Annotated in this window: 19 protein-coding genes and 2 rRNA genes (1 of these 21 running past the window's edge); 6 read left to right on the forward strand and 15 right to left on the reverse strand. The window is 70.6% G+C overall.

Annotated elements, in window-relative coordinates:
- Together J2S66_RS00010 and rrf are read left to right on the forward strand one after the other, a co-directional pair.
- A 23S ribosomal RNA gene (locus J2S66_RS00010) occupies positions 1 to 2,579 on the forward strand (it extends 505 nt beyond the left edge of the window).
- A gap of 100 nt (positions 2,580 to 2,679) precedes the next feature.
- Positions 2,680 to 2,796, forward strand: a 5S ribosomal RNA gene (rrf, locus tag J2S66_RS00015).
- A gap of 60 nt (positions 2,797 to 2,856) precedes the next feature.
- Here the strand turns inward: rrf and J2S66_RS00020 are convergent.
- Positions 2,857 to 3,807 carry an NAD(P)/FAD-dependent oxidoreductase gene (locus J2S66_RS00020; RefSeq protein WP_310302009.1) on the reverse strand — a complete coding sequence of 317 codons (951 nt, stop codon included), beginning with the start codon at positions 3,805 to 3,807 and terminating at the stop codon, positions 2,857 to 2,859.
- Between the two features lie 146 nt (positions 3,808 to 3,953).
- On the opposite strand from J2S66_RS00020, the gene J2S66_RS00025 reads away from it, so the two are divergent.
- On the forward strand, positions 3,954 to 4,094 hold the full coding sequence (locus J2S66_RS00025) for a hypothetical protein (RefSeq protein ID WP_310302011.1): 141 nt from the start codon (positions 3,954 to 3,956) through the stop codon (positions 4,092 to 4,094).
- A 1-nt stretch (position 4,095) separates the two neighbouring features.
- Here J2S66_RS00025 and J2S66_RS00030 read toward each other — a convergent pair whose 3' ends face one another.
- The gene (locus J2S66_RS00030) at positions 4,096 to 4,431 is read right to left on the reverse strand and encodes a nucleotide pyrophosphohydrolase (RefSeq protein ID WP_306750340.1); all 336 of its coding nucleotides are present in this window, start codon (positions 4,429 to 4,431) and stop codon (positions 4,096 to 4,098) included.
- 88 nt (positions 4,432 to 4,519) lie between these two features.
- On the opposite strand from J2S66_RS00030, the gene J2S66_RS00035 reads away from it, so the two are divergent.
- On the forward strand, positions 4,520 to 5,320 hold the full coding sequence (locus J2S66_RS00035) for an NAD(P)H-binding protein (RefSeq protein ID WP_310302015.1): 801 nt from the start codon (positions 4,520 to 4,522) through the stop codon (positions 5,318 to 5,320).
- Here J2S66_RS00035 and J2S66_RS00040 read toward each other — a convergent pair.
- From J2S66_RS00040 to J2S66_RS00080, 9 genes are all read right to left on the reverse strand, one after another.
- On the reverse strand, positions 5,287 to 5,931 hold the full coding sequence (locus J2S66_RS00040) for a class I SAM-dependent methyltransferase (RefSeq protein ID WP_310302017.1): 645 nt from the start codon (positions 5,929 to 5,931) through the stop codon (positions 5,287 to 5,289). The genes J2S66_RS00035 and J2S66_RS00040 overlap by 34 nt on opposite strands.
- Positions 5,932 to 5,935: 4 nt before the next feature.
- Complete coding sequence (locus J2S66_RS00045; protein ID WP_310302018.1) at positions 5,936 to 6,907, reverse strand: ImmA/IrrE family metallo-endopeptidase; 972 nt, start codon at positions 6,905 to 6,907, stop codon at positions 5,936 to 5,938.
- A gap of 7 nt (positions 6,908 to 6,914) precedes the next feature.
- Positions 6,915 to 7,541 carry a hypothetical protein gene (locus tag J2S66_RS00050; RefSeq protein ID WP_310302020.1) on the reverse strand — a complete coding sequence of 209 codons (627 nt, stop codon included), beginning with the start codon at positions 7,539 to 7,541 and terminating at the stop codon, positions 6,915 to 6,917.
- A 52-nt stretch (positions 7,542 to 7,593) separates the two neighbouring features.
- Entirely contained in the window at positions 7,594 to 9,480 is a 1,887-nt protein-coding gene (locus tag J2S66_RS00055; RefSeq protein ID WP_344956058.1) for a DNA/RNA helicase domain-containing protein, read from the reverse strand.
- Positions 9,481 to 9,708: 228 nt separating this feature from the next.
- Entirely contained in the window at positions 9,709 to 10,974 is a 1,266-nt protein-coding gene (locus tag J2S66_RS00060; RefSeq protein WP_310302021.1) for a DNA sulfur modification protein DndB, read from the reverse strand.
- A gap of 241 nt (positions 10,975 to 11,215) precedes the next feature.
- On the reverse strand, positions 11,216 to 13,330 hold the full coding sequence (locus J2S66_RS00065) for a DEAD/DEAH box helicase (RefSeq protein ID WP_310302023.1): 2,115 nt from the start codon (positions 13,328 to 13,330) through the stop codon (positions 11,216 to 11,218).
- Entirely contained in the window at positions 13,327 to 14,649 is a 1,323-nt protein-coding gene (gene brxD / locus J2S66_RS00070; RefSeq protein WP_310302025.1) for a BREX system ATP-binding protein BrxD, read from the reverse strand. The genes J2S66_RS00065 and brxD overlap by 4 nt, the downstream gene beginning before the upstream one ends.
- The gene (gene pglZ, locus J2S66_RS00075) at positions 14,646 to 17,294 is read right to left on the reverse strand and encodes a BREX-2 system phosphatase PglZ (protein WP_310302028.1); all 2,649 of its coding nucleotides are present in this window, start codon (positions 17,292 to 17,294) and stop codon (positions 14,646 to 14,648) included. Before pglZ ends, brxD begins: the two co-directional genes overlap by 4 nt.
- Positions 17,291 to 20,974, reverse strand: a complete 3,684-nt coding sequence (locus tag J2S66_RS00080) for a DUF6079 family protein (protein ID WP_310302030.1) — start codon at positions 20,972 to 20,974, stop codon at positions 17,291 to 17,293. The genes pglZ and J2S66_RS00080 overlap by 4 nt, the downstream gene beginning before the upstream one ends.
- A 220-nt stretch (positions 20,975 to 21,194) precedes the next feature.
- Between J2S66_RS00080 and J2S66_RS00085 the strand changes: the two genes are divergently transcribed.
- Together J2S66_RS00085 and J2S66_RS00090 are read left to right on the forward strand one after the other, a co-directional pair.
- A complete protein-coding gene (locus tag J2S66_RS00085; RefSeq protein ID WP_310302032.1) occupies positions 21,195 to 21,533 on the forward strand; it encodes a DUF6247 family protein in 339 nt (112 codons plus the stop codon).
- Positions 21,534 to 21,541: 8 nt separating this feature from the next.
- On the forward strand, positions 21,542 to 21,796 hold the full coding sequence (locus tag J2S66_RS00090; protein ID WP_310302034.1) for a hypothetical protein: 255 nt from the start codon (positions 21,542 to 21,544) through the stop codon (positions 21,794 to 21,796).
- A gap of 70 nt (positions 21,797 to 21,866) precedes the next feature.
- On the opposite strand, the gene J2S66_RS00095 is transcribed toward J2S66_RS00090, so the two are convergent.
- From J2S66_RS00095 to J2S66_RS00110, 4 genes are all read right to left on the reverse strand, one after another.
- Complete coding sequence (locus J2S66_RS00095; protein WP_310302036.1) at positions 21,867 to 22,871, reverse strand: hypothetical protein; 1,005 nt, start codon at positions 22,869 to 22,871, stop codon at positions 21,867 to 21,869.
- A 101-nt stretch (positions 22,872 to 22,972) separates the two neighbouring features.
- Positions 22,973 to 23,737 (reverse strand): hypothetical protein, encoded by a 765-nt coding sequence (locus tag J2S66_RS00100; protein ID WP_310302038.1) that lies wholly within the window; start codon positions 23,735 to 23,737, stop codon positions 22,973 to 22,975.
- A complete protein-coding gene (locus J2S66_RS00105; RefSeq protein WP_310302041.1) occupies positions 23,734 to 24,060 on the reverse strand; it encodes a hypothetical protein in 327 nt (108 codons plus the stop codon). The genes J2S66_RS00100 and J2S66_RS00105 overlap by 4 nt, the downstream gene beginning before the upstream one ends.
- The gene (locus tag J2S66_RS00110; protein ID WP_310302044.1) at positions 24,057 to 24,620 is read right to left on the reverse strand and encodes a hypothetical protein; all 564 of its coding nucleotides are present in this window, start codon (positions 24,618 to 24,620) and stop codon (positions 24,057 to 24,059) included. The genes J2S66_RS00105 and J2S66_RS00110 overlap by 4 nt, the downstream gene beginning before the upstream one ends.
- Between the last annotated feature and the right edge of the window lie 19 nt (positions 24,621 to 24,639).

Here is a 24,639-nt window from a genome sequence, read left to right on the forward strand (position 1 = left end):
CCGCTAAGCCTGAATACTACCTGGTGACCGATAGCGGACTAGTACCGTGAGGGAAAGGTGAAAAGTACCCCGGGAGGGGAGTGAAATAGTACCTGAAACCGTGTGCCTACAATCCGTCGGAGCCTTTAGGGGTGACGGCGTGCCTTTTGAAGAATGAGCCTGCGAGTTAGTGCTGCGTGGCGAGGTTAACCCGTGTGGGGTAGCCGTAGCGAAAGCGAGTCCGAATAGGGCGCCCATAGTCGCGTGGTCTAGACCCGAAGCGGAGTGATCTAGCCATGGCCAGGGTGAAGCGTGGGTAAGACCGCGTGGAGGCCCGAACCCACCAGGGTTGAAAACCTGGGGGATGAGCTGTGGTTAGGGGTGAAAGGCCAATCAAACTCCGTGATAGCTGGTTCTCCCCGAAATGCATTTAGGTGCAGCGTCGTGTGTTTCGTGCCGGAGGTAGAGCACTGGATGGTCTAGGGGGCCCACAAGCTTACCGAAATCAACCAAACTCCGAATGCCGGTACGTGAGAGCGCGGCAGTGAGACTGCGGGGGATAAGCTTCGTAGTCGAGAGGGAAACAGCCCAGAACGCCGGCTAAGGCCCCTAAGTGTGTGCTAAGTGGGAAAGGATGTGGGGTCGCCCAGACAACCAGGAGGTTGGCTTAGAAGCAGCCACCCTTTAAAGAGTGCGTAATAGCTCACTGGTCAAGTGGTCCTGCGCCGACAATGTAGCGGGGCTCAAGCACACCGCCGAAGCCGTGTCATTCCGGTTATGCCGGGATGGGTAGGGGAGCGTCGTTCAGCCATTGAAGCGCCGGAGTGATCCAGGCGTGGAGGCTGGACGAGTGAGAATGCAGGCATGAGTAGCGAAAGCAGAGTGAGAAACTCTGCCGCCGGATGACCAAGGGTTCCTGGGCCAGGCTAATCCGCCCAGGGTAAGTCGGGACCTAAGGCGAGGCCGACAGGCGTAGTCGATGGACAACGGGTTGATATTCCCGTACCCGTGTGAACGCGCCCATGGCGAGGCTTGTGATACTAACCGCCCGAAGCCCGGGTCTGATTCTTCGGATGAGGACCCGACGTGGAGCGCGGGACCTGAACTTGTAGTAGTCAAGCGATGGGGTGACGCAGGAGGGTAGCTCCGCCAGTGAGTGGTAGTACTGGTGTAAGCGTGTAGGCCGTCTGGTAGGCAAATCCGCCAGGCACATAGGCTGAGACGTGATGCATAGCCGATTGAGGCGAAGTAGAGTGATCCCATGCTGCCGAGAAAAGCCTCTAGTGAGTGTTCATGCGGCCCGTACCCCAAACCGACACAGGTGGTCAGGTAGAGAATACCGAGGCGATCGGGCGAACTGTGGTTAAGGAACTCGGCAAAATGCCCCCGTAACTTCGGGAGAAGGGGGGCCGAGGGATTTGAAGCCCCTTGCGGGCTAGGATTTTTCGGCCGCAGAGACCAGCGAGAAGCGACTGTTTACTAAAAACACAGGTCCGTGCGAAGTCGCAAGACGATGTATACGGACTGACGCCTGCCCGGTGCTGGAACGTTAAGGGGACCGGTTAGTCTTTCGGGGCGAAGCTGAGAACTTAAGCGCCAGTAAACGGCGGTGGTAACTATAACCATCCTAAGGTAGCGAAATTCCTTGTCGGGTAAGTTCCGACCTGCACGAATGGCGTAACGACTTCTCGACTGTCTCAACCACAGGCCCGGCGAAATTGCACTACGAGTAAAGATGCTCGTTACGCGCGGCAGGACGGAAAGACCCCGGGACCTTTACTATAGCTTGGTATTGGTGTTCGGTTCGGCTTGTGTAGGATAGGTGGGAGACTGTGAAGCGGCCACGCCAGTGGTTGTGGAGTCGTCGTTGAAATACCACTCTGGTCGTACTGGATGTCTAACCTCGGTCCGTGATCCGGATCAGGGACAGTGCCTGGTGGGTAGTTTAACTGGGGCGGTTGCCTCCCAAAGAGTAACGGAGGCGCTCAAAGGTTCCCTCAGCCTGGTTGGCAATCAGGTGTCGAGTGCAAGTGCACAAGGGGGCTTGACTGTGAGACCGACAGGTCGAGCAGGGACGAAAGTCGGAACTAGTGATCCGGCCATGGCTTGTGGAAGCGTGGTCGCTCAACGGATAAAAGGTACCCCGGGGATAACAGGCTGATCTTGCCCAAGAGTCCATATCGACGGCATGGTTTGGCACCTCGATGTCGGCTCGTCGCATCCTGGGGCTGGAGTAGGTCCCAAGGGTTGGGCTGTTCGCCCATTAAAGCGGTACGCGAGCTGGGTTTAGAACGTCGTGAGACAGTTCGGTCCCTATCCGCCGCGCGCGTAGGATACTTGCGGAAGGCTGTCCCTAGTACGAGAGGACCGGGACGGACGGACCTCTGGTGTGCCAGTTGTCCTGCCAAGGGCATTGCTGGTTGGCTACGTTCGGAAGGGATAACCGCTGAAAGCATCTAAGCGGGAAGCTCGTTCCTAGATGAGGTATCCCACCCTTCGTGGGTTAAGGCCCCCAAGAGACCATTGGGTTGATAGGCCGGAGATGGAAGGCCGGTAACGGCTGGAGTTGACCGGTACTAATAGGCCGAGGACTTGCTCACAAACATGCTACGCATCCACTGTGCGGTTCTGAAAGAACCGAACCGGACCATCACGCCTCGTTCGGGGTGTGGTGCCTACGGGTTGGTAATTTCATAGTGTTTCGGTGGTCATTGCGGTTGGGGAACACCCGGTCCCATTCCGAACCCGGTAGTTAAGCCTTCCAGCGCCGATGGTACTGCACTCGTGAGGGTGTGGGAGAGTAGGACGCCGCCGAACATTCTTTCCCTCAGGGGCACTCGGATATCCGAGTGCCCCTGAGGGCTTTTTGCGTGCTCGTCAGCGGAGGCGGGTCGCGAGGGCTTCGCCGAGCAGGGTGCCGGACAGCCAGGCGTTTTCCACCTTCGGTGAGCCCCACGCGTCGCCGGCGATTCCGACCAGGTCGCCGTCCAGGTGGAACGGGGCCGTGCCGGGGGTGGCGGGCCGGGCGAACGTCCACCGGTGCACGTGGACGCGCACGGCGGCCTCCGGCAGGTGGAGCAGGTCGCGGACAGCGGCTTCGACGTCCTCGGCCGCCGCGTCCGCGTCGGCCACGTACTGCCCGGCGAACGCGTCCCCGGTGTGCGCGACGAGCACCGGTGCGTCGTCACCGCGGCGGCTGCCGTCGTCGAACAGCGTCGTCAGCACCGGGTGGTCGTTGACGAACGCCCCGTGGAACGGCACCCAGTCGCGCGTCGGGTACTCCAGGGTCGCGACGAGCGACGGCAGCCAGTCCTGCGCCTGGGCGGCCGTGCGCGCACCGCCGAGGCGCGGGTCGAGCAGGCGCAGCGCCTGCGGTCCGGGCATGGCGAGGACGACCGCGTCGGCCGGTGCGCCGTCGACGCGGGGCCCCGGCTCGACCCACTCGACGGCGTGCCCGGTCACGACGTCCAGGCCGGACGCCAGGTCGACGACGAGGGACCGGAGCCCGCCGGAGGCGGCCCAGCGCACGGGACCGGTGGTGTGCGAGACGCCGCCGGCCGAGTGCACGGCGAGCGTGTCGGTCCACTCGCGGGCCAGGCCGGCCCCCTGCCAGCGCGTCACCACGGCGGCGAACCGGTCGTCCGAAACGGTGAAGTACCCGGCGCCGATGTCGGCCCGCCGACCGCCGTAGCGCTTGGTCGCCATCCGGCCCCCGACGACCGGTGCGCGTTCGAGGACGCGCACGGCGACCCCGCTGTCGGCCAGCGCGCGGGCGCAGGCCACCCCGGCGATGCCCGCACCCACCACGACGACACCCACGATGATCACTTCCTCGACGAATCGTCACGTTCCGGCGGACGAGAGGGCTGACCGGGCGACACCCCCGGGGCGTGCGGGTGACGAGAGGCCGGGCGCTCGCGGTCCGTCCCTACGGTAGCGGCGTGGACAGCGGCTAGCGGGGCGAGGAGGCAGCGGTGCCGTGGCGATCGCGCAGACGCAGACGCGGGGGCAGGCACGCCCGTGCGCGCCCGCCCACCGACCCGGCCTGGGCGGCGGCGCTGTTCGCGCTGATCCTGCTGATCGCCCTGGTCCTGCTGTTGTTGACCTACCTGTAGGTCATTCGACGGGTTTCAACGAGCTCGTGGGGAAGCGCCGCTCGTTGCGCTCGATCTTGGCGAACGCCGCCTCCACCAGGTCCACGTCGAGCTTGTCGGCCAGCCGCACGAGGTAGTGGACGACGTCGGCCAGCTCGTCGCGCACGTTCCAGGCCAGCTCGGGGTCCTCCATGGCGCGGGCGGCCTCCTCGGGGGTAAGCCACTGGAACAGGTCGGTCAGCTCGCCGACCTCGCCGGACAACGCCATGACGAGGTTCTTGGGCGTGTGGTACCGGTCCCAGTCGCGGGCGGCGGCGAAGCGGCGCAGCGCGTCGCGGAGGTCTTCGAGGTTGTTCATGCCCGCAGGGCTATCACATGGACGGACGGACATGCGTCGCAGACGCTGGACGATGGTCCACCGGGCCGCGCCTTGATTGGCTTGCCGCATGACAATCCTGGTAATCGGAGCCACCGGCAAGACCGGTCGTCGCGTCACCACCGCACTCGCCGAACGCGGTGTCGAGCACCGTCCCGCGTCCCGGGGTGCGGAGGTCCGCTTCGACTGGGACGACCCGTCGACGTGGCGGTCCGCCGTGGACGGTGCGACGGCGGTGTACCTGGTGCCGCCGCCGACGACGCTGGACGACGCGGAGGTGGCGGCGTTCGTGCCGGTCGCCGTGGACGCGGGGGTGCGGCGGATCGTGCTGCTGTCGGCGCGGGGGATCTCGCTGGACGACGGGCGCGAGCGCGCCGTGCGGGAGTCCGGTGTGGACTGGGTGGTGCTGCGGCCGGCGTGGTTCTCGCAGAACTTCAGCGAGGACTTCTTCCAGCCGCAGGTGGCGGCGGGGCAGGTGGTGCTGCCGTCGGGCGGGGACGGGGCGCACCCGTTCGTCGACGCGCGGGACATCGCGGACGTGGCCGTGGCGGCGTTGACGCAGGAGGGGCACGAGGGGGCGGTGTACGAGCTGTCGGGTCCGCGGGCGCTGTCGTTCGAGGAGGCGTTGGCGGTGCTGGGCGACGTGTCGGGGCGGGCGGCCCGGGTGGTGGACGTGCCGCCCGCCGAGTTCGTCCCGTTGCTGGTAGGCGGTGGGCTCTCGCCGCAGTACGCGGAGGTGTTGACGATGTCGTTGACCGCGATCCGCGACGGGCACGACGCGGCGCTGTCCGACGGGGTGCCGTCCGTGCTGGGGCGGGAGGCGCGCTCGTTCGAGGACTACGCCAAGGGGGCGGCGGGCGCCTGGGCCTGAGCGAGCACGAACAGGTGCTCCTCGTCGGGCTGGCCCTCGCGGTCCGGGGAGAACGCGGTGGCTCGGGTCTCGACGACGGTGAACCCGGCGTTCTCGACGCGTCGCAGCAGGTCGGGGGTGGCAAAGCTGGTCAGGCGCACGGTGTGCCCGAGGAAGGGCACCTCCAGGTCCTCGACGTCCATGGGCACGGTGATCAGCGCCAGCAGGCCCGCGGGTTCGAGCCGGCCGTGCAGCCTGACCAGGACGTCCTCAACCTCGGCGCGGGTCATCTGGAGGAACGGGAAGAACGCGCAGACCGCGTCGAAGCGCTCGTCGGTGTCCCACGTGCGGATGTCGGCGTGCACGAACTCGGCGCCGGGGACCTGCTCGCGGGCGATGTCGACCATGGCCCGCGACACGTCGACGCCGAGCACGCGGTGGCCGGCGCGGGTCAGGTCCTCGGCGACGGGGCGGCCGGTGCCGCTGCCGACGTCGAGGACGCGGGCCCCCGCGGGGAGGCGGTCGAGGAGGGTCCGGACGGCGGCGTCGACGGCGGGCGGGCGCCCGAACGCGTCCTCGTAGCCGCGGCCGACGGAGTCGAACAGCTCGGCGGCGGTGAGCGGGTGGTCCACGGTGCTACCTCCTGGGGACGGGGGTGAGGTGTCGCCCGCCCGGCAAGGCGGTGAGGACGAGGCCGAACAGCAGGCCGTTCAGCTCCTCCACGTCGAGGTGGAGGTGGCGCGCGACGTGGTGCGGGGTGGTGCCGCGGGCGCGCAGGGCGGTGAAGACCTTGGTGAGCAGCTGGGACGTCTCGTGCCGGGCGGGGTGGTGGTCGCGGGCCAGGTTGGCGCAGACGGTCGTGTGCCGGCCGGGAGCGAGCAGGCCCAGGTCGTGCAGGCGGTGGGCGAGGGCGAGGGGCGTGACGCCCCAGGTGGCGGCGTGGGCGCGGACCTGCTCGGTGACCGGGTTGCGGGGCACCGAGGCGAGGAGGGCGGCCCGGGGGAGGAGGAAGGCGCGCGCGAACGCGTGCGGGTCGCTCGTCCCGGTGAGGCGGCCGAGTTCGCGGGCGGCGGCGTCGCGGGCGTCGGCCGGGTCGAGGAAGGCGAACGGGGTGCCGGCGTGGCGGAAGGAGAACGGGCCCGCGCCGGCGCAGTCGGGCGGCAGGGAGAAGACGCGCACCCCGTGGGCCTCGAGGAGGTGGACCATGGTGGGAGCGGGTCGGTGCGGCATGCCCCAGCGGGCGCGCAGCATCGTGGCCGCGGTCTCCGGGTCGGGGTGCTCCCACGTCGGCACGTCCGGGTCGGGGAGCGCGAACCGCGCGTCGAGCCAGCCGGCGAAGCCGAGCGCCAGGCGCGCGGCGGCGGTGGCCCTCGCGCGGTCCGGCCCGTCGCCGGTGAAGCCTGGGTCGACGTGCGGGACCTCGTCGCCCTCCAGGAACGGGGCGGGGAAACCCAGGGCGGCGGCCAGTTTCAGCGTCGTGGCCGGTCTCGGCCGTCGTCGGCCCTGCTCGTAGTCGGCGACACCCGCCACGCCCGCCTTGCGCGCCAACTCCGCCGCGGTGAGGCCGCGCCGGGTGCGGGCGAGGACGAGGCGGGAGGGCGTGAGCATGATCGGATCATTCTCGCACCCTCACCGGGACGTCGACCTCGTGCGCCGTCCTCATGGGCGGCAGGGGGCCGAACTCCAGCGGCGGCAACGTGATGCGGTGCGCCCACCGGTCCACGACCTGGCCCTGCGGCGTGGGTTCGGGCTGCGACACCTCGCGCAGGACGGTCGTCCGCTCGTCCTCCTGCACGACGTAGGTGACGAGGAACCACAGCTTCCACTCGTGCGCGTGGAACGAGTCGAACAGCGACAGCTGGTCGTGGTCGTTGCCGCGCATCATGGCCGCGATGGCGGGGCCCTTGGCGTAGTCGCTGCGCAGCGGGGCGTGGGGGTTGCCGGTGCTGCGGTTGCCCTGGAGCGTGCCCAGCACGACCGGCTTGGACGGGTGCTGCACGAGCCCCGCGTTCCACTTGTCGACCTTCGTCCAGCCCTCGGCCACCAGCACCTCCCGCAGCCGCCCGACCCGGTGGACCCAGTCGAGCAGGCCGGCCCCGTTGGTGGGGCCGAGGGGCGGTGCGCTCAGCCTCGCGTCGACCCCGGCCCAGATCGCCTCGTCCAAGTGGTCGACGCGCAGCCCGAGCTCGGCGAGCCGCGCGTGGTGGTCCGCGGTCAGCTCCGTGGCGTTCGACATCGTCATACGTGCAGGTTAATCCCGCGCACCGACAATCCCGACGGCCGTCGGGGGCGGCTCAGCGCGCGAGCTGCTCCAGGTACTCCCGGGTCTCGGCGTCGGTCGAGTACACGCACACGCCGCGCATCCCGCGGGTCAGCAGCACCTTGTAGGTGTTCCTGACGAGCCGGTGGAAGTGCTCCTCCGAGGCCCTCCTCACCGCGGGGTCGTGGGAGTGCTCGCGGCGGGCGACCCACCGGCCGTCCCGGCGGACGAAGTCGGGGCCGAAGATGACGCCCGCCCAGTCGTACTCGAAGCCCTGCGCCGTGTAGACGCAGCCGACCTGGCCGAAGCCGCGTTCGTCGCTCGCCCAGTAGTGGGACTCGGGTGCGTCGGGGACGCGCTTGTCCGGTTTCGCGTTCCACGGGCGTCGCCAGTCCCCGATCTCCACGTCGTCGACGAGCGCCTTGGTGCCGTCCACCACCACCGGGTCGCTCCAGCGCCAGCAGTAGCCGGCGGCCAACCGGGCTGTGCCGCGGAACTCCGACCGCTGCGCCAGCAGCCACGCCTCCAGATCGGCGGGTGAGCCGGCGGAGCGCACGACGAAGTCCTCGTCCTCGCGGGTGACCAGTTTCGACCAGGGGGTCGCCCGGCGGTGGCCGATCCCGAGCAGACCGGCGACCCAGGCGTCGAAGAACTCGGAACCGCCGCAGCGGTACTGGCCGGCGAGGTGCACGACCTCCACCCGGCAGCCGAGGGCCTCGGCCGCGGCCGTGATCTCCTGGAGGGACCCCATCTCGCCGGGCCGCACGACCTGGTGCTCGTCGAGCAGGAACACCGGCACCGACGCCGCGTCGATCAACTCGACCACCTGGCGGCGGGCACGCTCCCTGACCTCGGCCCTGGTGTACCGGTTGACGCTGGTCTCCCGGATGCGGTGGGCCTCGTCGCAGATCAGGACCTCCAGGCCGCGCGGCTCCGCGACCATGAAGTCGTTGAAGTACTTGAACATGCTCCGCACACGAGGAGCGCGCTTGGCGGCCACCTTGCGCATCGTGTTGGTGAACGCGCTGGAACCGGTGGCGTGGTAAGCGCTGCGGCCCCGTCGTGCCAGTTCCCCGAGCAGGCTCAACGCGATCACGCTCTTGCCGGAACCCGGTCCGCCGAGCACGACCACCACGGTCTGCGTCCGGTTCGTCCTGGCGCGCTCGACCGCCTGCAGGACCGAGCTGTAGGCGACCTGCTGCTCATCGAGCAGCACGAACTGCTCCCGCTCCTGGATCTCCCGCGCGGCGAGGTCCAGGAGCGGCTTCGAGGGCGCGTGCCGGGCGTTGAGCAGGTCGTCCGCGACCCGGTTCGCGGCGTCCCGCGTGGTCGGGTCGGTGTCGAGGAGCGAGCGCAGCCGCTCGACCAACCGGGAGCGGGTGTCCATGGTGTACAGGTGGCCGTACTCGTCCGTCTCGTACCGGGACAGTCGCCAGACACCCGATTCCAGCGCGTTGTGCAGGTAGGCGAGGCCGTGCACCGCGCCGGGCTGCTCGGCGAGCGACGGGGTGGAGTCCACGAGGTAGTGGCAGTACCTGCGCACCTGCTCCACCGGGTGCAGGACGGGTTCGGGGTAGTGCGGCACCCGCACCAGGTCGTCGCCCGCGGGCTCGGCGTGGGACCACTGCTTGAGTTCCACCAGCACGTAGGACGGGGTGCCGCGGCGCGGGTGCGTGCCGCACAGGACCACGTCCACCCGTTTGGGGTTGTGCGGGAGCTTGTGCTCCAGCAGCACCTCGACGTGCCCGAGCCCGGCGTCCACGACGTCGGTCAGGAACGCGGGCAGGCTGTTCTGCCACGACCGCACCTCGGCCGCCCCGATCCCGGACTCGAACTGGATGCGGGCCTGCTCTTCGAGCAAGGTGTGCAGTCGATCGCGCATGTCGAGCAGTTGCTGCGCACTGCGGCGCACGAGAGCCACTGGTTGATCCCCCACCTGGGCACGCGGAATACACGTGCGGGTGGGGGCAGCGACGAGCGTGCGCTCGGTGCCCGGCGGGCCGCAGGGGAGAGGTTAGCGCTACCGATCGCTCGTCGTCACAGCCACGCCAACACCGCCAGGCGGACATCGTCGGGGGTCATCCGTCGGACACCCTTCCGCGGAAGCCGCTGTCGACGCCGGTCGAGCGGCTCCCACGGCGGGTTCGGGTCAGAGCGACGCCGGCGCCTTCCGGTACCAGCCGGCGATGACGTCCACCAGGTGGATGATGTTCTGCGTCCGCATGATCGGTGCGGCGGCGTCGGGTTCGAAATCGATCTTGGCGTCGGTGCTGCGCCAGATGCTGGTTTCCGTGACGGGTGCGGCCATGTGCGGGTCGAGCCGCTTGAAGAACTCGGTGATGTCGTTCAACTCGACCGGGTTGTCGCCGGAGCGCAGGACGTGGAACACGCCCCCCAGCACGCGCAGCATGCCGATCGACCCGAGCAGGGACGTGCGCCGCAGCTCCTGGGACAGGGTCGGCTCGCCGATCTTGCGATTCGTCTCGGGGTCTTCCTCCGTGATGGCAGCCAGAGGCGCGAACGCGTGGGAGATGACGTCGAGGAAGTCCTTGACCTGCTCGATGACCTCACCGTCGGTCAGCGTCTGCTCAGCCTTCTTGGTGACCCGCCCGCCGGCTCCGGCTATGACCGAACGAGTGATGTCGGCGACGTGCTTGGCGCCCAACAGATGGGGGTTCTTCGTCGTCATGCGGTCTTGCTCGGCATCCACCCGCCCCTTCAACAGCGGGTGGTCGATGACGTCGGACAGCGTGCGGTTCGCGACCTTGTAGTTGTCGAATCGCGCTCGGACGGCGCTGCTGATCCCCTTCGCGTTGTCCGCGACGTCGACGAACATCTGCTGGGCCTTGATGGGGTCGGGTTCGACATAGATGTCGAGACCGACGAACTCGTTCTTCAGCCTGTTCATCTGGCTGATCAGCTTCTCGCGGTCGGCTTGGAGCTTGCCGGCCTTCTCGGCACTGACCTTGCGCGCCATCTCCCGGTCGAGGGCGGTGATGGCATCGGTGATGCGCTGCTTCTCGATGGAGACGCCGAGAACGCGGTGCTGACCGTCGATCGTTCGGAGCGAGGAGATCCCGCCGATGGCCCACGGAACCGTGAGGTAGCCGACGGCCCCGTGCTCGTCGACCTTCTCGAAGAGGCAGCCGCCGCTGTCCCGGGCCAGTAGTGCGGGTGCGACCCAGTCCTGCTTGCTGTCGAGGTACTGGCCGAATTGCTTGGCGTGCAGGCGGTCGACCTTGCGGTTGTCCTTGTCGATGTTGTTCGGGTCCGGCACCGGCAGGATCGTGGGAAGGTCCAGCAGGGGGACACGGGTCGTGTACACCGCTCGTCCGCCCTGCACGGTCTTGATGGCCAGGTAGGTGCTCGAATCCTGCGGCTTCGACAGGCGCAGCGGATCGATGGAGATGCTCAAGTGGTTCCTTACTGGTGGGAGGTCGACGTGAAGCGCTCGGGCCCGTTGGGGAGTCCGCGACAAGTGCTGTATTCGAGAAATGCTCACGTCGTGGTGTCGGGTGTGGTGAAATCCCGTGCCGAGTTGTCAGGACTGGGTGAACGAGCCCGTGTGCCGGCGCGACTCTATTCGTTGTGAGACATATAGGAATTGAGCGGACCTCTGTTACACCCCGTTCGGGTGAAGGCGGCGGTGTCTGCTTTCAGCCGCGGACGATGGTGAAACGGCTCGGTTCGGCGAGCACCGCCGCCGCGCCGTCGAGGTCGGCCAGGCGTGCCGCCAGGGTCGCCGTCGCCAGGGTGTGCGGCAGCGCCTCGTTGAACTTGAGGCCCGCCAAGGCCCGCTCGTCGACCTCCGGCAGGCACAGCCGCTCGGCCGCGTCGGTCAGCGCCGCACGCCACATCCGCACGGTCACGTCCGTGCGGAGCCGGATCGACGCGTCGTCGACGCGCTGCGCGGCGTCGGTCAGCTCGGACAGCGTCGAGGCGAGCGTGGCGTTGGCCCGGTGGCCCGCCCACGTCCACCAGCGGACGTCGGTGCCGTCGCGGGCCACGACCGTCCCACCGGGGTGGACGGTGCTGCTCGCGTCCTCGCGTTCCTCGGCCAGCGCGCGGTGGGCGCGCTGCGTCATCCTCACCGGCGGGTCGCTGCCCAGCAGGACGTCCCGGACGGCGCGGCTCAGCTCCATCGAGGCGCCGGTGAGGCCGGGGTTGTGCCAGCGGGCCTTGCCGCCGCCGGTCGCCTCCTCCACGAAGCAGCGGCGGCGCTTCCAGTCGATCCAGCCGACCTTCCAGCTCCGACCGCCCAGCAGCAGCAGGCGAGGACCTTCGACCTTCTCGGTCAGCAGGGCGGGGTCGGTGCGCCCGATCTCGCGGCGTCCGTGCAGGACGGTGAACTGCGGCGGTGCGGTGAACACCGCCGTCATGTCCATGAAGTGCCGGCGGCCGAAGCGCTGTTCCGCCGCCGGCCCGATGAACAGCATGTCGCCGTCGCGGTCGAGGAAGCCGTTGTCCACCAGGTGCCGCAGGATCGGCTCGGCGCCGCGGTCGAACGGCGCGAGGCCGTTCCAGCCCTCCACCCACAACCGGTCGCCGACGCGGTTCTCCTGCAGCGCCAGCGCCAGCAGCTGCTGCGCGACGATGTGGCGCGGCTGGGGTGGCGCGGTGACCGGTTCGACGAATCCCCTGCTCCACAGCAGGAGCAGCCCTGCCGTCCAGGCCACCTGGTCGCGTCGGATCGCCAGGAACAGGCAGTTGCGCACCGTCCCGGCCCGGCGGCCGGTGCGCCCGAGGCGCTGCAGGAACGACGCCACCGAACCGGGCGCGTTGATCTGGATGACCCGGTCCAGGTCGCCCACGTCGATGCCCAGCTCCAGCGTGCTGGTGGACACGATCACGCAGTCGCGCGCCTCGGCGAACGCCAGTTCGGCGCGCCGCCTCTCGTCCACCGACAGGGACGCGTGCGACAGGAACGTGGTGACTCCGCGGCTGCGCAGCGCCTCGCCCAGCTCCTCGACGAGCTGCCGGGAGTCGCAGAACACCAGCCGCTTCTCGCCCCGGTGCAGTGAGGAGATCACGGTCGCCGCGTTGGACACCGAGCCCACGTAGTCCAGCTCGATCTCGCCGACCGAGGTCGGGTCCACCGGGGTGCCGTCCACTCCCGGTGCGATCACCCGGGCGGGCCGCGTCCCGCGACCGGACCCCTGCAACCAGGTCAGCAGGTCGTGCGGGTTGCCGACCGTCGCGGACAGGCCGACGCGCTGGACCTGCCGACCGGTCACCCGCGTCAGGCGCTCCAGCACCGCGAGCAGGTGCCAGCCCCGGTCGTCACCGGCGAACGCGTGCACCTCGTCCACCACGACCGCGCGGAGGCCGGCGAAGAACGCGCCGTGCTCCACCTTCACGCTGACCAGCATCGCCTCCAGCGACTCGGGCGTGGTCAGCAGGACGTCCGGCGGGTCGCGGAGGATCTTCCGCCGGGTGCTCTGGGTCGTGTCGCCGTGCCACAGGCCGACCCGGCGGCCCAGCCACGAGGCGTAGCCCTCCAGCCGGGGGTGGAGGTTGTTCAGCAGTGCCTTGAGCGGGCACACGTAGATCACCGACAGGCCGGTCCACCGGTGCTGCTCCATCGCGCTGAGCAGCGGGAAGCAGGCGGCCTCCGTCTTGCCCCCGGCGGTGGGCGCCAGCAGCACGGCGTCGTCGCCGTCCACCAGCGGGCCCACCGCCTCGGCCTGCAACGGCCGCAGCGAACCCCACCCGAGCGTGTTCACGATGTGGTGCACCAGCACCGGGTGCAGGCCGCCGAGGCCGGTGGTCACGGCAGGTCCAGCTCGACGTCGTCTGCGGTGCGCGCCGCGGCGTTGCGCTCCACCTCGGTCAGCTCGGTCCGCGCCAGGGTGAGCTGGTAGTGCCTGCGCGGGTCGAAGTCGTCGTGCTCGTCCACCCGGTCCAGCACGTCCGCGACCAGCTTGCGCAGGAAGACCCGCGGCGCGACGCCCACTTGACCGCCCAGACCGCCAGTGACCGCGCCGGCGAGCTGGGCGATGTAGGAGTCGTCCACCGCGGACGACACGCGGTCGGGGTTGCGTGCGACGCCGACGTACAGGTCGCGCACCGCCCGGCCGAGTTCGCCGAGCCGGACCAGGTCGAATCCCGGCAGCCGCAACTGGACGGCCCGGGGTGAGTCGAACCTCGGGTCGGTGGTGAAGTCCGTGGCGAGGCGCTGCGCCAGCGGTGGGAGCCGCTGCACGCCCTGTTGGCCGTCGAAGAACGCGGGCGTCCCGGTGATCACCAGGAACAGGCCGGGGAAGCGGCCCGCGTCGATCTCGTCGAGCAGTTGCCGCAGGGCGTTGAGCCCTTTCTCCCGCACGTCGCCGCGCACCCGTTGCAGGGTCTCGATCTCGTCCAGCACCAGCAGCAGGCCGGGGTGCCCGGCGTCGCGCAGCACGGTCAGCAGGCCCTGGAGGAAGCCCAGCGCCTGGAAGTGGTCGATGTCGCCCTTGACCTTCGCCGCGCGCTTGGCGGCCGCCGCGACGTGCGGCTGGCCCGCGAGCCACGCCGCCAACCCGTCCGCGACGTCGCTCTCGCCGGCTGCCACGGCCTTCCGGTAGCCCCGCAGACCCGCGGCGTAGCCGGGCGTGGTGCGGGCGATCCGGCCGAGCCTCAGCTCCAGCAGCGCGTCGACCGCGTCCCCGAGGCGCTCGGCGTCCGACCCGTCGACCTCGCCCTCGGCCAGGACGTCTTCCTCCAACGCGAACATCCAGCTGTCGAGCACCGAGCGGAAGGCGCTCGGTGGGCTGACCGCGGTGGTCAGGTTCTCGCACAAGCGCCGGTACACGGTCTCCAGGCGGTGCAGCGGGGTCTCGGTCTCCGAGACCTGCACCTCGCTGACCGCCATGCCGGAAGCCTTGGCGCGCTCGGCGAGCCACCGGGCGAGGAACGTCTTGCCCGCCCCGTACTCGCCGCGCACCGCCTTGAAACCGGCTCCGCCCGACGCGCACGACGCCAATTCCTCGTCCAACGTCGGAGCGAGCCGGTCGAGCCCGACGGCGAACAGGTCCAGCCCGCTCTCCGGCACGGTGCCGCGACGCAGTGCCGCCAACACCGCACGCCTGCGGGCCGGGCTGATCGAGGTCATCGACGCCCCTCGGGGAACTGCTCGTCGAGCAGCTTCTCATTGATCACTACCGTGCGCCCGTCGTCGATCAGGTCGACCACGGGGAACTGGTCGATGTTCAGCACCCGGCCCAAGGCCGCGACCAAACCGCGCGGGTTGCGTCCCGGTGTGCCCGCGGCGCGCAGGACGTCCGCGACGGGCATCCTGCCCCCGGCGGCCAGCACGGCGTCCACCACGTCCCGGAAGACCTCCGGTTTGAGCACCCTGTTGGCCGGCTGGCCCTTGTGCGTGTTGACGAACGTCTCGCCGCCGATCAGCAGGGCGCCACGTGACTCGGGTGCCGGCTCGTCGCCGAAGAGGTCCGGCTGGGTGTCGGGTGCCTTCGCCTTCCGCTTGGGCGCGGCTGCCGGCTTCGGCGGTGGGGCGGCCTGCCGCCCGGTCCACCAATCGGGTGGGCCCTGCGAGTGCACCGCCCACCCGGTCAGCTCCTCGACACCGGGCGGGAGCAGGACGACGAGCGGGATCGCGACCTCGGCCAGGGCGGCGCCGCCGTGGTAGCCGTGGCTGCGCGCGCCGTAGCGGACGTCCTCCGTGGCGGCGAGGACCGCCGTTCCGCCGGGCACCAGGACCCGCGGACCCGTCAGGGGCACTTCGTCGGGCTGGTGCCCGCCGTTCGGCAGTCGCCACCGGGCGGCGCCGGTGGGGTCCGGCCGGTGTTCGGAACCGTGTTCCAGCACGTGGCCGTGGTCGCTGGTGAGCACGACGACCCAGCCGCCCTCGGCGGCCCGGTCGAGCAGTTCCGGCAGGTGCGCGACATCGCGGTAAGCCCAGGCGGGGTCGTCGGCCTGCCTGCCCCGGCCGAGTGCGTCGTCGACCGTGTTCAGCACGACCGCCACGACCTGGGGCTCGGTGCGCGGCGTGAACTGGGCGTCCAGGTCGGCGCCGAGATCGGCTCCGGACGATCCGCCGATCCCCGCTTTGTGCACGAGCACCGCCCGGGTGCGCGGTGGCCAGAAATCGTGTCCGGGGAAAGCCTGCCGCTCGTGATCGGCGGTGCCGGCGGTCAACGACGCGGTCAGCAGGGAGGTCCGGCTGTAGGTCGTCTCGGTGGGGAACGCGGCCAGCACCGCCTCGCGCCCACCGTCGGGCGACCGCACCACCTCGGTCCAGCCGAGTCGCGGGTTGTCCTCGATCGAACGGGCGATCTCGGCCGCCGCCGCACCCGACATGCCGTCGACCACGACGAGCAGCACCTTGTGCCTGCGGGCGAGTGGGGCGACGACCTCGGGCAGGAGGGTCTCGACGGCGACCACGCCGTCCGGGCGGGTGTAGGCCGCTTCGGGCAGCGCGCGCGCGAACTGCCGGTCGAGTTCACCGCGCCGGGCGCCCGCGCGCTTGGCGATCCGGCCGAGCGCCTTGGCCACCACCGGGTTCGCCGAGCCGCGGCGGACCTGGGTGAGTTCGCCGTCCACCCACGCGAGGTCGCGGGCGTGGCGGCGCAGCGCGTCCGGCACCGTGGTGATGTCGGCCGGCGCGGAGTCGAGCCAGCGGCGCAGTCGGACCGCGGCGCGCAACCTCCGGACCTGTGGCCGCAGGTCACCGGTGGCGTGGTGCTCCTCGACGGCGAGCAGGTCGGTTTCGTCCAGGGTGGTCGCCGCGCGTTCCATGCGCGAGGTGAGGCCGCTGGGCAGCAACCGGCTGTGGTGCGCCAGCTCCGCCGCGTTGAGCTGGGCCAGCAGCGCGTCCGCGTGGCGGACCTGCTGCCAGTTCCGCTGCGTGTCGGAGCGGGAGACGAGTTCCACGGCGGCCGACGCCGCGACACCCAGGTCGGCGCGGGACGGCTCGTCGGACCCGAACCGCGAGTGCGCGAACGCGCCGAACGCCCGCGCCGCGGCCACGTCGTCCTCGGGGGCGCGGGTCAGGACGTCGGCGACGAGGAGTTCGGGGACCACGTCGTCCCGTGCGACGGCCAGGCGCAGCACCACGTCGGCGGCACGGCCCAGGCGTTCCACGAGGTGCTCGGTGATGCCCCGGCGTTCGTCGGCGCCGAGTTCGCGCCACCGCGTGACGGTCGCCGCGTCGTCCACGGCGGTGATCAACGCGCTGAGGTCCAGCGTCGCGGGGTCCACCGCCAACCGGTTGCGCACGACGTGGCGCAGCGCCACGTCGCGACCGAACGACAGCCCGGTCGTGTTCGGCAGCCCGCCGGCGCGGGCCAGCTCCACCAGGGCGTCCACCAGCCAGGCGTTGTCCCGGCCGCGCAGGCGCGGGTCGAGCTGCCTGGTCCGCAGCAGGTCCTGAAGCAGGGTGTACTTGCTCACCTCGTGCAGGTGCTCCCGGTGCAGCCGCGCCATCACGGCGTCGCCCAGTTCGCCCTCGTCGCGGTCGGTGAGCACGACCAGTACCTCGTAGGCGGAGCCGTCCGCCGGCGGCAGGGCCAGCGCGGACAGCACGGACAGCACGGACGGGCAGGCGACGTAGCGGACGGGGTGCCCGCGCACTTCGCCTTCGACCGGCCCGTGCCACGCCGGTTCCCGTCGCGTGCGTACACCGATCACGACTCGCCCGGCGACTCCGCCGCGCGACGCGTCGAGCTTTTCGACGATGTCGGTCACCCGGCTGACGACGGCGTTCTCGATCGCGGAGTCGAGGTCGGTCGCGGTCATCCGCCCTCCACGACGCGGAACGTCACCTCGATGGTCGCGTCGGGGTGCTCCTCGCCGAACTTCCGCAGTTCGCCGAGGACGTCACCGAGCCTGCCCTTGGCCTGACGCGCACCGGGCGCGGGCTTCGGCGGCGGAGGAGTCGGGGGCCCGGGAGGGGGCGGGTTGGGCGGCGTCGAGCGGAACAGCGCGACCACGCGGCGCTTGGCCTGGTCGAGCGCCTTGCGCAGGGGCACGGCGTGCTCGTTGGCGTTCGCGCCCACGCGCAGCTCGGCCGCCACGTCGGCGGCGGCGGAGTCGACGAGCCCGTCCAGGATGTCCCAGTCGGCGGTCCGCAACGCGCCCGCCACCTCGCCGGCGGACTCCAGCGACTTGCTGACCAGCATCGGTTCGACGCCGCCGAGGTCCGCGTCCGCGAGCACCTCGACCAGCCTGGTCGGGTCGTCCACCGCGTGCAGCCCGGTCACCAGGTCACGAGCGACGACGGCCGTCCGGTAACGGCCGTGGGCCGCGTCGCGGTCCAAGCCGAGACGGGCCGCGTGCTCGTCGAGCACCTCCACCAGATCCACGGCGGGCAGGCGCACCTGGTCGACCTTGGCCCGCACGGCCCGCGAGAACTTCGCCACGGCGCGCGGGGAGATCACGGCGGTCCGCAGGGACCTGCCGGTGAGGGCCTCCGCGAGCCGGCAGGCCGCCTCCCACTGCTCCGCCGAGGGCAGGGCCTGCCGGTAGAGCACCATGTCGTCGGTGAGGTCCTTGGGCGTCTCCGGCGGGTCGATCCGGTGGTCGGCGCGCATCCACGCCCGGTGGGTCAGCTCGGCGAACACGGCGATCACCAGGTTCTCCACCACGCGTTCCATGCCCAGGTCGCGCAGCCAACCCCGCACGGTCCGCACGGTCAGCTCCCCGTCGCCGTGCTCCTGGGCGGCCCGCCGGTCCAGCTCGTCGGCCCAGTACCGACCCAGCACGAACGGCCCGTTGTGCTCCTCGCCGAGCCTGAGGGGGTGCGCGATCCGCCGCAGCGCCTCGCGGTCGCCCTTCGCGACCTCGATGCGGCCCTCCGGCGCGTCGGCGGCCTGCCGGACGAGCGTGAGCGTCGTGCGCAGGTCGGCGTCGCGGACGACGTCGCCCTTGCGCTGCGGGTCGAAGTCGGGGTGGTCCGGGTAGGTCGCGGCGTAGAGCTGGTCCACCAGGGAGCGCAGCGCCTCGGCGAACGACCGACCGGCGTCGATCTTGGGGTTGACCGTCGCGTCGAGGGTGACCAGGTGGTCGTTCCAGTCCTGGACGATCTCCTCCTTCGGGCGGCTGATCAGCCCGTAGGCGTTCTTCAGCGCGTCCCGCAGCTCGCTGCGCAGCGAGCTCTGGAGGTTGCGCAGCAGGTCGTGCGCCCGCCTGCGGTCCTCGGGCCCGATCGTGCGGGTGTGCTCCTCGAGCCTGGCCCGGTCGCCGAGCAGATAGTTGACCTTGATCAGCCTGCCGAGCTTGTCGAGCACGTCGGAGGTGAAGAACCCCGGCAGCCACGCCACGGCCGGGCGGTTGCCCACCTGCGCCCGCAGTTCGAGCACGCGGATGCGGTCCTGGGCCGCGGACTGGTTGTCGGGGTCGAACGGGTAGTCGAGCATCAACCGCCAGCGGCCGTCCACGGACGGCTCGAACAGGTCGTCCCGCAGCTCCTGGCGGTCCCGCACGTTGCCGTACACGACTTCGAGGGTGCGCCTGCTGCCCCGCCACACCACCTGGTGCTCGACAGGGGTCGTGCCGGTGTCGGTCACCCCCAGCTCGGAGAACAGCAGCTCGCGGACCAGCCTGCGGCGGGCCGGCTGCTGGTCGAGCGAGACGACCCGGTCGAGGATTGCGTTGACGTTCACCCCGACGAGGTTGAGCCGCACGCTCGGGTCGCTGCCCTCGCCGAGCTGCAGCTCGGCGACGCGGCTGGCCCAGCTGCGCAGGCGGCGGACGACCTCGCCGACCTCCTGACCGGGGATGAGCGCCGTGATGGTGCCGTGGTTGAGCGCGGCGAGCCGGCGGGCGGTGAGGTCGCGCAACGCCTCCACGTCCGGCGCGAGCGCCGCCAGCAGCAGCGTCTTGACGAGGCGGTCGTCGCTGCGGAAGGCGCGCAGCACGATCGGGTCCGCGTCCGCCTGACCGGCCACCTGCTCCTCGCGCAGGTCGCGGTCGCGCAGCAGCATCGGCCGCAGGGTGCGCTGGTAGAGGGTGCGCGCCTCCTCGAACTCGTGCTTGAGCTGCTCGGTGAACGGCTGGTCGGCGCCGTCGGCGACCGCGTCGAACAGGTCGCCCAGCGGCACGAGCTGACCGAGGCGGAAGTCGTCGCGCCGGTTGACCAGGATCTGCCGCATCAGCAGCAGCGCGGTGCGCTCCCGCTGCAACGCCGACGACACGTGGACCAGCGTGTCCATGAACGCCGGGCTGAACGGGTAGGTGCGCTCGAACGAGCCGCCGTCACCGGCGCCGATCAGGACGTCCCGCACCGAGCCGGGCAGCGCGAACGTCCGCTGGAACGCCTGGTGCATCTGCTCCTCCTTGCCCGGCAAGGGCTTGAGGACGCGCTCCTGGGCGATCAGCGGCAGGTTGCGGTCTTCGAGCGTGATGCGCTCGATGCGGCCGTCCCAGTGGTTGAGCCGGTCGTGGAACGACTGGAGCTCCGCCCCGGTGCGCTCCGCCCCGATGCCCAGTTCCCGCAGGTCGCGCTGCCGCGCGATGAAGCTGATGATCGGCGCGGGCCGGTGCGCGTCGCCCGCCTCGACCAGCTTCGCGACCTTCTCCGTCTCCCGGCTGATGAACGCCTGGTCGCCGATCTTGCCCGCCAGCCACAGCACCAGCTCGTCCAGGAACAGCACGATGCCGTCGTAGCCGAGTTCCCTGGCGTGCCGGCTGATCTCGGACAGGCCCTGGTCGAGCGGCTTGAAGGCGCTGGCCGAGCCCCGCACCGAGTCGACGTAGTTCGGGAAGTACGCCTCGATGACCTTGGTGATCAGGTCGTCGGAGGCGGGGCTGCCGATCGGGGCGGCGAACCCCTCGTCCAGCTTCTCCGGGGTCATCGCCTGGCCGAGGTCGCCCCAACCGGTGTCGTCCTCGTTGGGGAACCCGGCGAGGAACCGCTCGTCACCGAGCTTCTCCCGCAGCCGCCGCGCGTCGTCCAGCAAGCCCTGGGCGCGGTAGACCTGCGGGATCTTCCTGTCGGGTTCGTGGCGGCGGATGTGCTCCACGTAGCCGCCGAGGATGGCGGCCTCCAGGCTCTCCGAGCCGGTCAGGTGGTAGGGGACGAGCAGGAAGCGCTTGGCGCCCAGCCAGGGGTGCCGCGTGGTGACCTCGGCCAGGTCGGCCCGGTCCAGCGCGCCGGGGTGCCCGTCGAGCAGGGCGTGCAGCACCGCCATGAAGTGGCTCTTGCCGGAACCGAACGAGCCGTGCAGGTAGGCGGCCTTGGAGCTGTGCTCGTCCAGCGCGGACTTGATCAGGCCGAGCGCCTCGCCGAACGCCACCCGCAACTGGGGTGTGACGACGTAGCTGCTCAGCGCCTGGTCGCGCTTGGTGTCGACGCCCTCGGTCAACTTGAGGACGAAGTCGCCCCGGTGGACGCCCGTCGGGATGTCGATCAGTTCCCGGAGCAGCGGCGCGGTGCTCGGCCCGGCGGTGGTCACGCTGGAGAACCCCCTGGTTCGCATTCTGTCGAAACCGACGGTAGCCGCACCGCCGTGGTGAGGTGAACCGGACCGGCCGGTTCACCTCGTGTCGTTGCCGAACCGCGGTGTGCGGCGTTCCGGCCGGTTGATGTCTCGGTAGTCGTTATAGGACTGGGGTCACTCTCCGTTTCAGCCCTCACCCGTTTGGTCGAGCACCTTCGTCGTTCGCCGGTGTTCGCACGCGTTCGCTATCGTGTCCGGTGTGACCGCAGCAGCGACTCCGGGGCCTCGGCGAGGTCAGGGAGGGCCGTCGTTCTCCGACGCCTCGCCCGCTGTGGTGCGCGGGGCGCTGATCCCGGAAGAGGCCGCCGAGTTCGACCGGCAGTGGCGCGAGGTCATGGCCCGGGCGACCGAGTCTTTGGACCTCACCGAGGTGTTCCAGACGCTCGACTCCTGGCGGCGGGTGGCCCGGCTGACCGCCGCGCAGGGCGCCGAGGCGCACCGGGCGATGTACCGCCGCGCGGCCGGGAAGCTGACGGGTGACGGCATTCGGGCGGACGAGCCGCTGGCCACCACGAAAGCCCGGCTGGGGCTGGCGTAACCCGGCGCATGTACACCGTCACCACCGACGGCGACTCGCAGCCGCAGGTCGACGCCCTGCCACCGGACGCCTTGGCCCCGTTCGCCGAGGCCCGGGCCATGCTCGAAGTCGCGCCCTGGAACGGCGACCCCTACCACCGGCACAAGCCCGACAGCCCCATGCGCGCGCTCACGTTCGGCCCGGACGGCCAAGGCGACCTCGTCTACCTGATCCTGGACGACCAGCGACGGGTCGACCTGCTGACGGTGCTCTGGCTCGGCTGACGCGAACGGTGTCGTCGACCGGCGCAGGGTAGCCCCGCCCCCTGCGCCGGTCGTGAGCCGGTCACCGGACTCACGACCGCGCAAGGGGCAGTGGGGCGAACAGCCGCCGGGCGGCGAAGAACGCGACGCTGGTGAGCACCCCAGGCATGGCCATGAGCGACAGCACCACCCAGGCGACTGCCGGGTAGCGGACGGCCTCGCCGGCCGGGCCGCCGGTCGCCGACGAGAGCCCCACCACCAGCCCGACACCGGAGAACACCGTGAAGAGCAGGCCGAGCCCCCAGATCACGCCGAGCGACCTGCGCGTCGTCAGCGCCTCGGGCAGGTCCAGGTACTCGCCCGTCAGGTGCCGGCGCGCACCGCGGAGCACGGTGGCCGCGATGAACACCTGGACCACGCCGGTGGCGGTGAACGTCCAGCTGAGGAAGCCGAGCGCCGGGTGGAGCGGGGGCAGTCGGTCACCGAGCAGCACGACCGTCGGAGTCAGCAGGACCCCTGCGATGAGCAGCCCCGTGCCGAGCCGCCCGCAGGCCCTGCGGACCTCGTGCGCACGGGCCGCCGGCATCCACACGTGGCGCTGGGGCGGCGGTGGCAGCGGGTAGGTCGCGAAACCGGGCCCACCCGCGGTCGGCGTCACCGCCGTGTCCTGGCGGATGGCAGGGGGGACCGGGTCCAGGAGACGGCGACCCACGAAGAACAGGACACCGGTCAGCACCGGGGGCGCGGCCAGCAGGCACAGCTGCGCCCAGACCGCGACCGTGAAGCGCACCTCCGGGTGGAGGGGATCGCCCACCTGGCTCACGACCGTGCCGAAGAACAGGAAGCAGGCCAGGGACGAGAAGACCACCGCCGTGGCCCACATCGCGGCCAGCAGCCGCGTGGTCCTCCGCGCGCCCGCCGCGTCGAGGTAGCCGTCCCGGAGGTAGGACCGGACTCCCATCAGGCCCAGGGCGGCGTAGAGCACGGTGAGCACCGAAGCCCCGCCGATGATCCACGCCATCGTGTTGATCGGGTGGTACGCGGTCGGGAGGCGCAACCCGAGCAGCACGATCGCCGTCGCGAGCACGACGCTCACGACGGCGAACAGCCGGCCCGTCGAACCGCAGGCGGCGTGGACGTGCCGGGCGCGGGGCTCCGAGAGCCATACGAGCGGCGGTGGCCCCGGTGCCGGTCGGATCACGACCCCGGCCGCCAGTCCGACTCGTCGCCATCGGTGGCGCTGGCGTCCGCCATCGCCGCGGTGTCGGGCATCGCCCAGTCCGAACCGAGGTCGTGGACCTTCTGCGCGATCGCCATCTGCTCGATCTCGATCGTGTTGAGCTGCGACTGCATCGCCAGGACCGCCGCGCCGATGAGCGCGATGGCCACGCCGCAGGCACCGCTCAACACGGCGATCCCCACCGGGGTGCCGATGACGGTGCACGCGCTCGCGATCGCCCCGACGGCTCCGACCACGAACGCGCCCAGGGCGAACCACATGGCCATCTGGAAGGACTCGATCGCGTTCGCCAGGCTGGTGAGCGAGGTGCGCAGCTGGTTGGCGATGTCCTTGACCGCGGTCAGACCGGCCGGCTGGGCGGGCACCACGGCGTGGTAGGCGCGGGCCGCGCGCCCCTCCCACTCGACGGTCGTCCGGAGCTTGTCGAGCCCGAGGGTGCCCGCGACGTCGCCGAGCACGTTGCCGACCCGCACCACCCACTGCTCGCCCACCTGCTTGAGCCGGTCGGGGTCCCCCCACTGCTCGATCAGGTGGCCGACGTGGTCCCAGAGCTCCGCCACCTTCTCCGACAACAGCCGCATGCCCAGGACGATGGGGGCGACCATGTGCTCCAGCGGGGCCGGCACCCAGCTCAGGAGGTGGTCGACCTGGTCGAAGAACTCCTTGACGTTCTGCTGGGCGTCCTGCGTCTTCTGCTCCACCTGCCGCACGAGCGGGTTCACCGCGGGCCCCCTTCGCCGTGGAGGCGGTCCATCGCCAACCGGTTGGCCTCTTCTTCGCTCTCGTAGGTGTTCGCGGCGGCGTGCAGGCTCTCGCCGAGGCCGCGGAACGCTTCGACCGCCTTGGCGAGCACGTCCTCCAACGCCACGCGGGCGTCCTCGTAGGTGTGGTGCATGCCCCGGTCCGCCGCCCACTGGGACATCTCGGTGTCGGCGATCACGAGGCCACCGATCGCGGAACGGGGACCGTCCAGGTTGTCGGCGGCGGCCGTCCACAGGGCGGCGTCCGCGCGCATGGCTTCGAGCGCGACGGAGATGTCGGTCATGGCAGCAACCCCACTCGGCGCAGCAGCGTGTTCGGATCGCTCACCAGCGCGGTCAGTTCAGCGATGGCAGGGCTCTGCGGTCCTCGTGCGAGGTCGGCGGGAGCACTGCGGGCCCGGAGCGCCCGGAGCACTTCCACGAGTTCCTGCTCCAGCTCGCTGTCGCGCGCCGCGTGGGCCCAGCCAGGGTCGACGGCGACGTCGAGCACCTGCCCGCGCTGCGCGGTGCCGCGCACGTGCCCACCCCGGCTCTCCGCGGTCACCGGCCGGTCGACCACCTCGGAGACCTGCCGCGTGAAGCGCTCCAGGTCGGCCGTGACGGCATCCATGAGCCGCGTCGCCTCGGCCAGGGTGATGCGCGAACCGTCGTGCTGTGGAGCCGGCGGCGCGGGTGGTTCCACGACCACCGGCCGCTCGACCTGCTTCGCCAGTGCCCGCATGGTCGCCTCGTTCATCGCGGACGTGACGGCCGAGCCCAGGCTCCTGGGATCGACGGCCTGCCTCCACCGCGCCGCCAGCGCCACCGCCAGCACGTCGGCCGAGTCGTCGACCGTCACGGTCACGACACCGCTGGAGTCCGTT

The sequence above is a fragment of the Saccharothrix longispora genome, assembly GCF_031455225.1.
Taxonomy (GTDB): Bacteria; Actinomycetota; Actinomycetes; order Mycobacteriales; family Pseudonocardiaceae; genus Actinosynnema; species Actinosynnema longispora.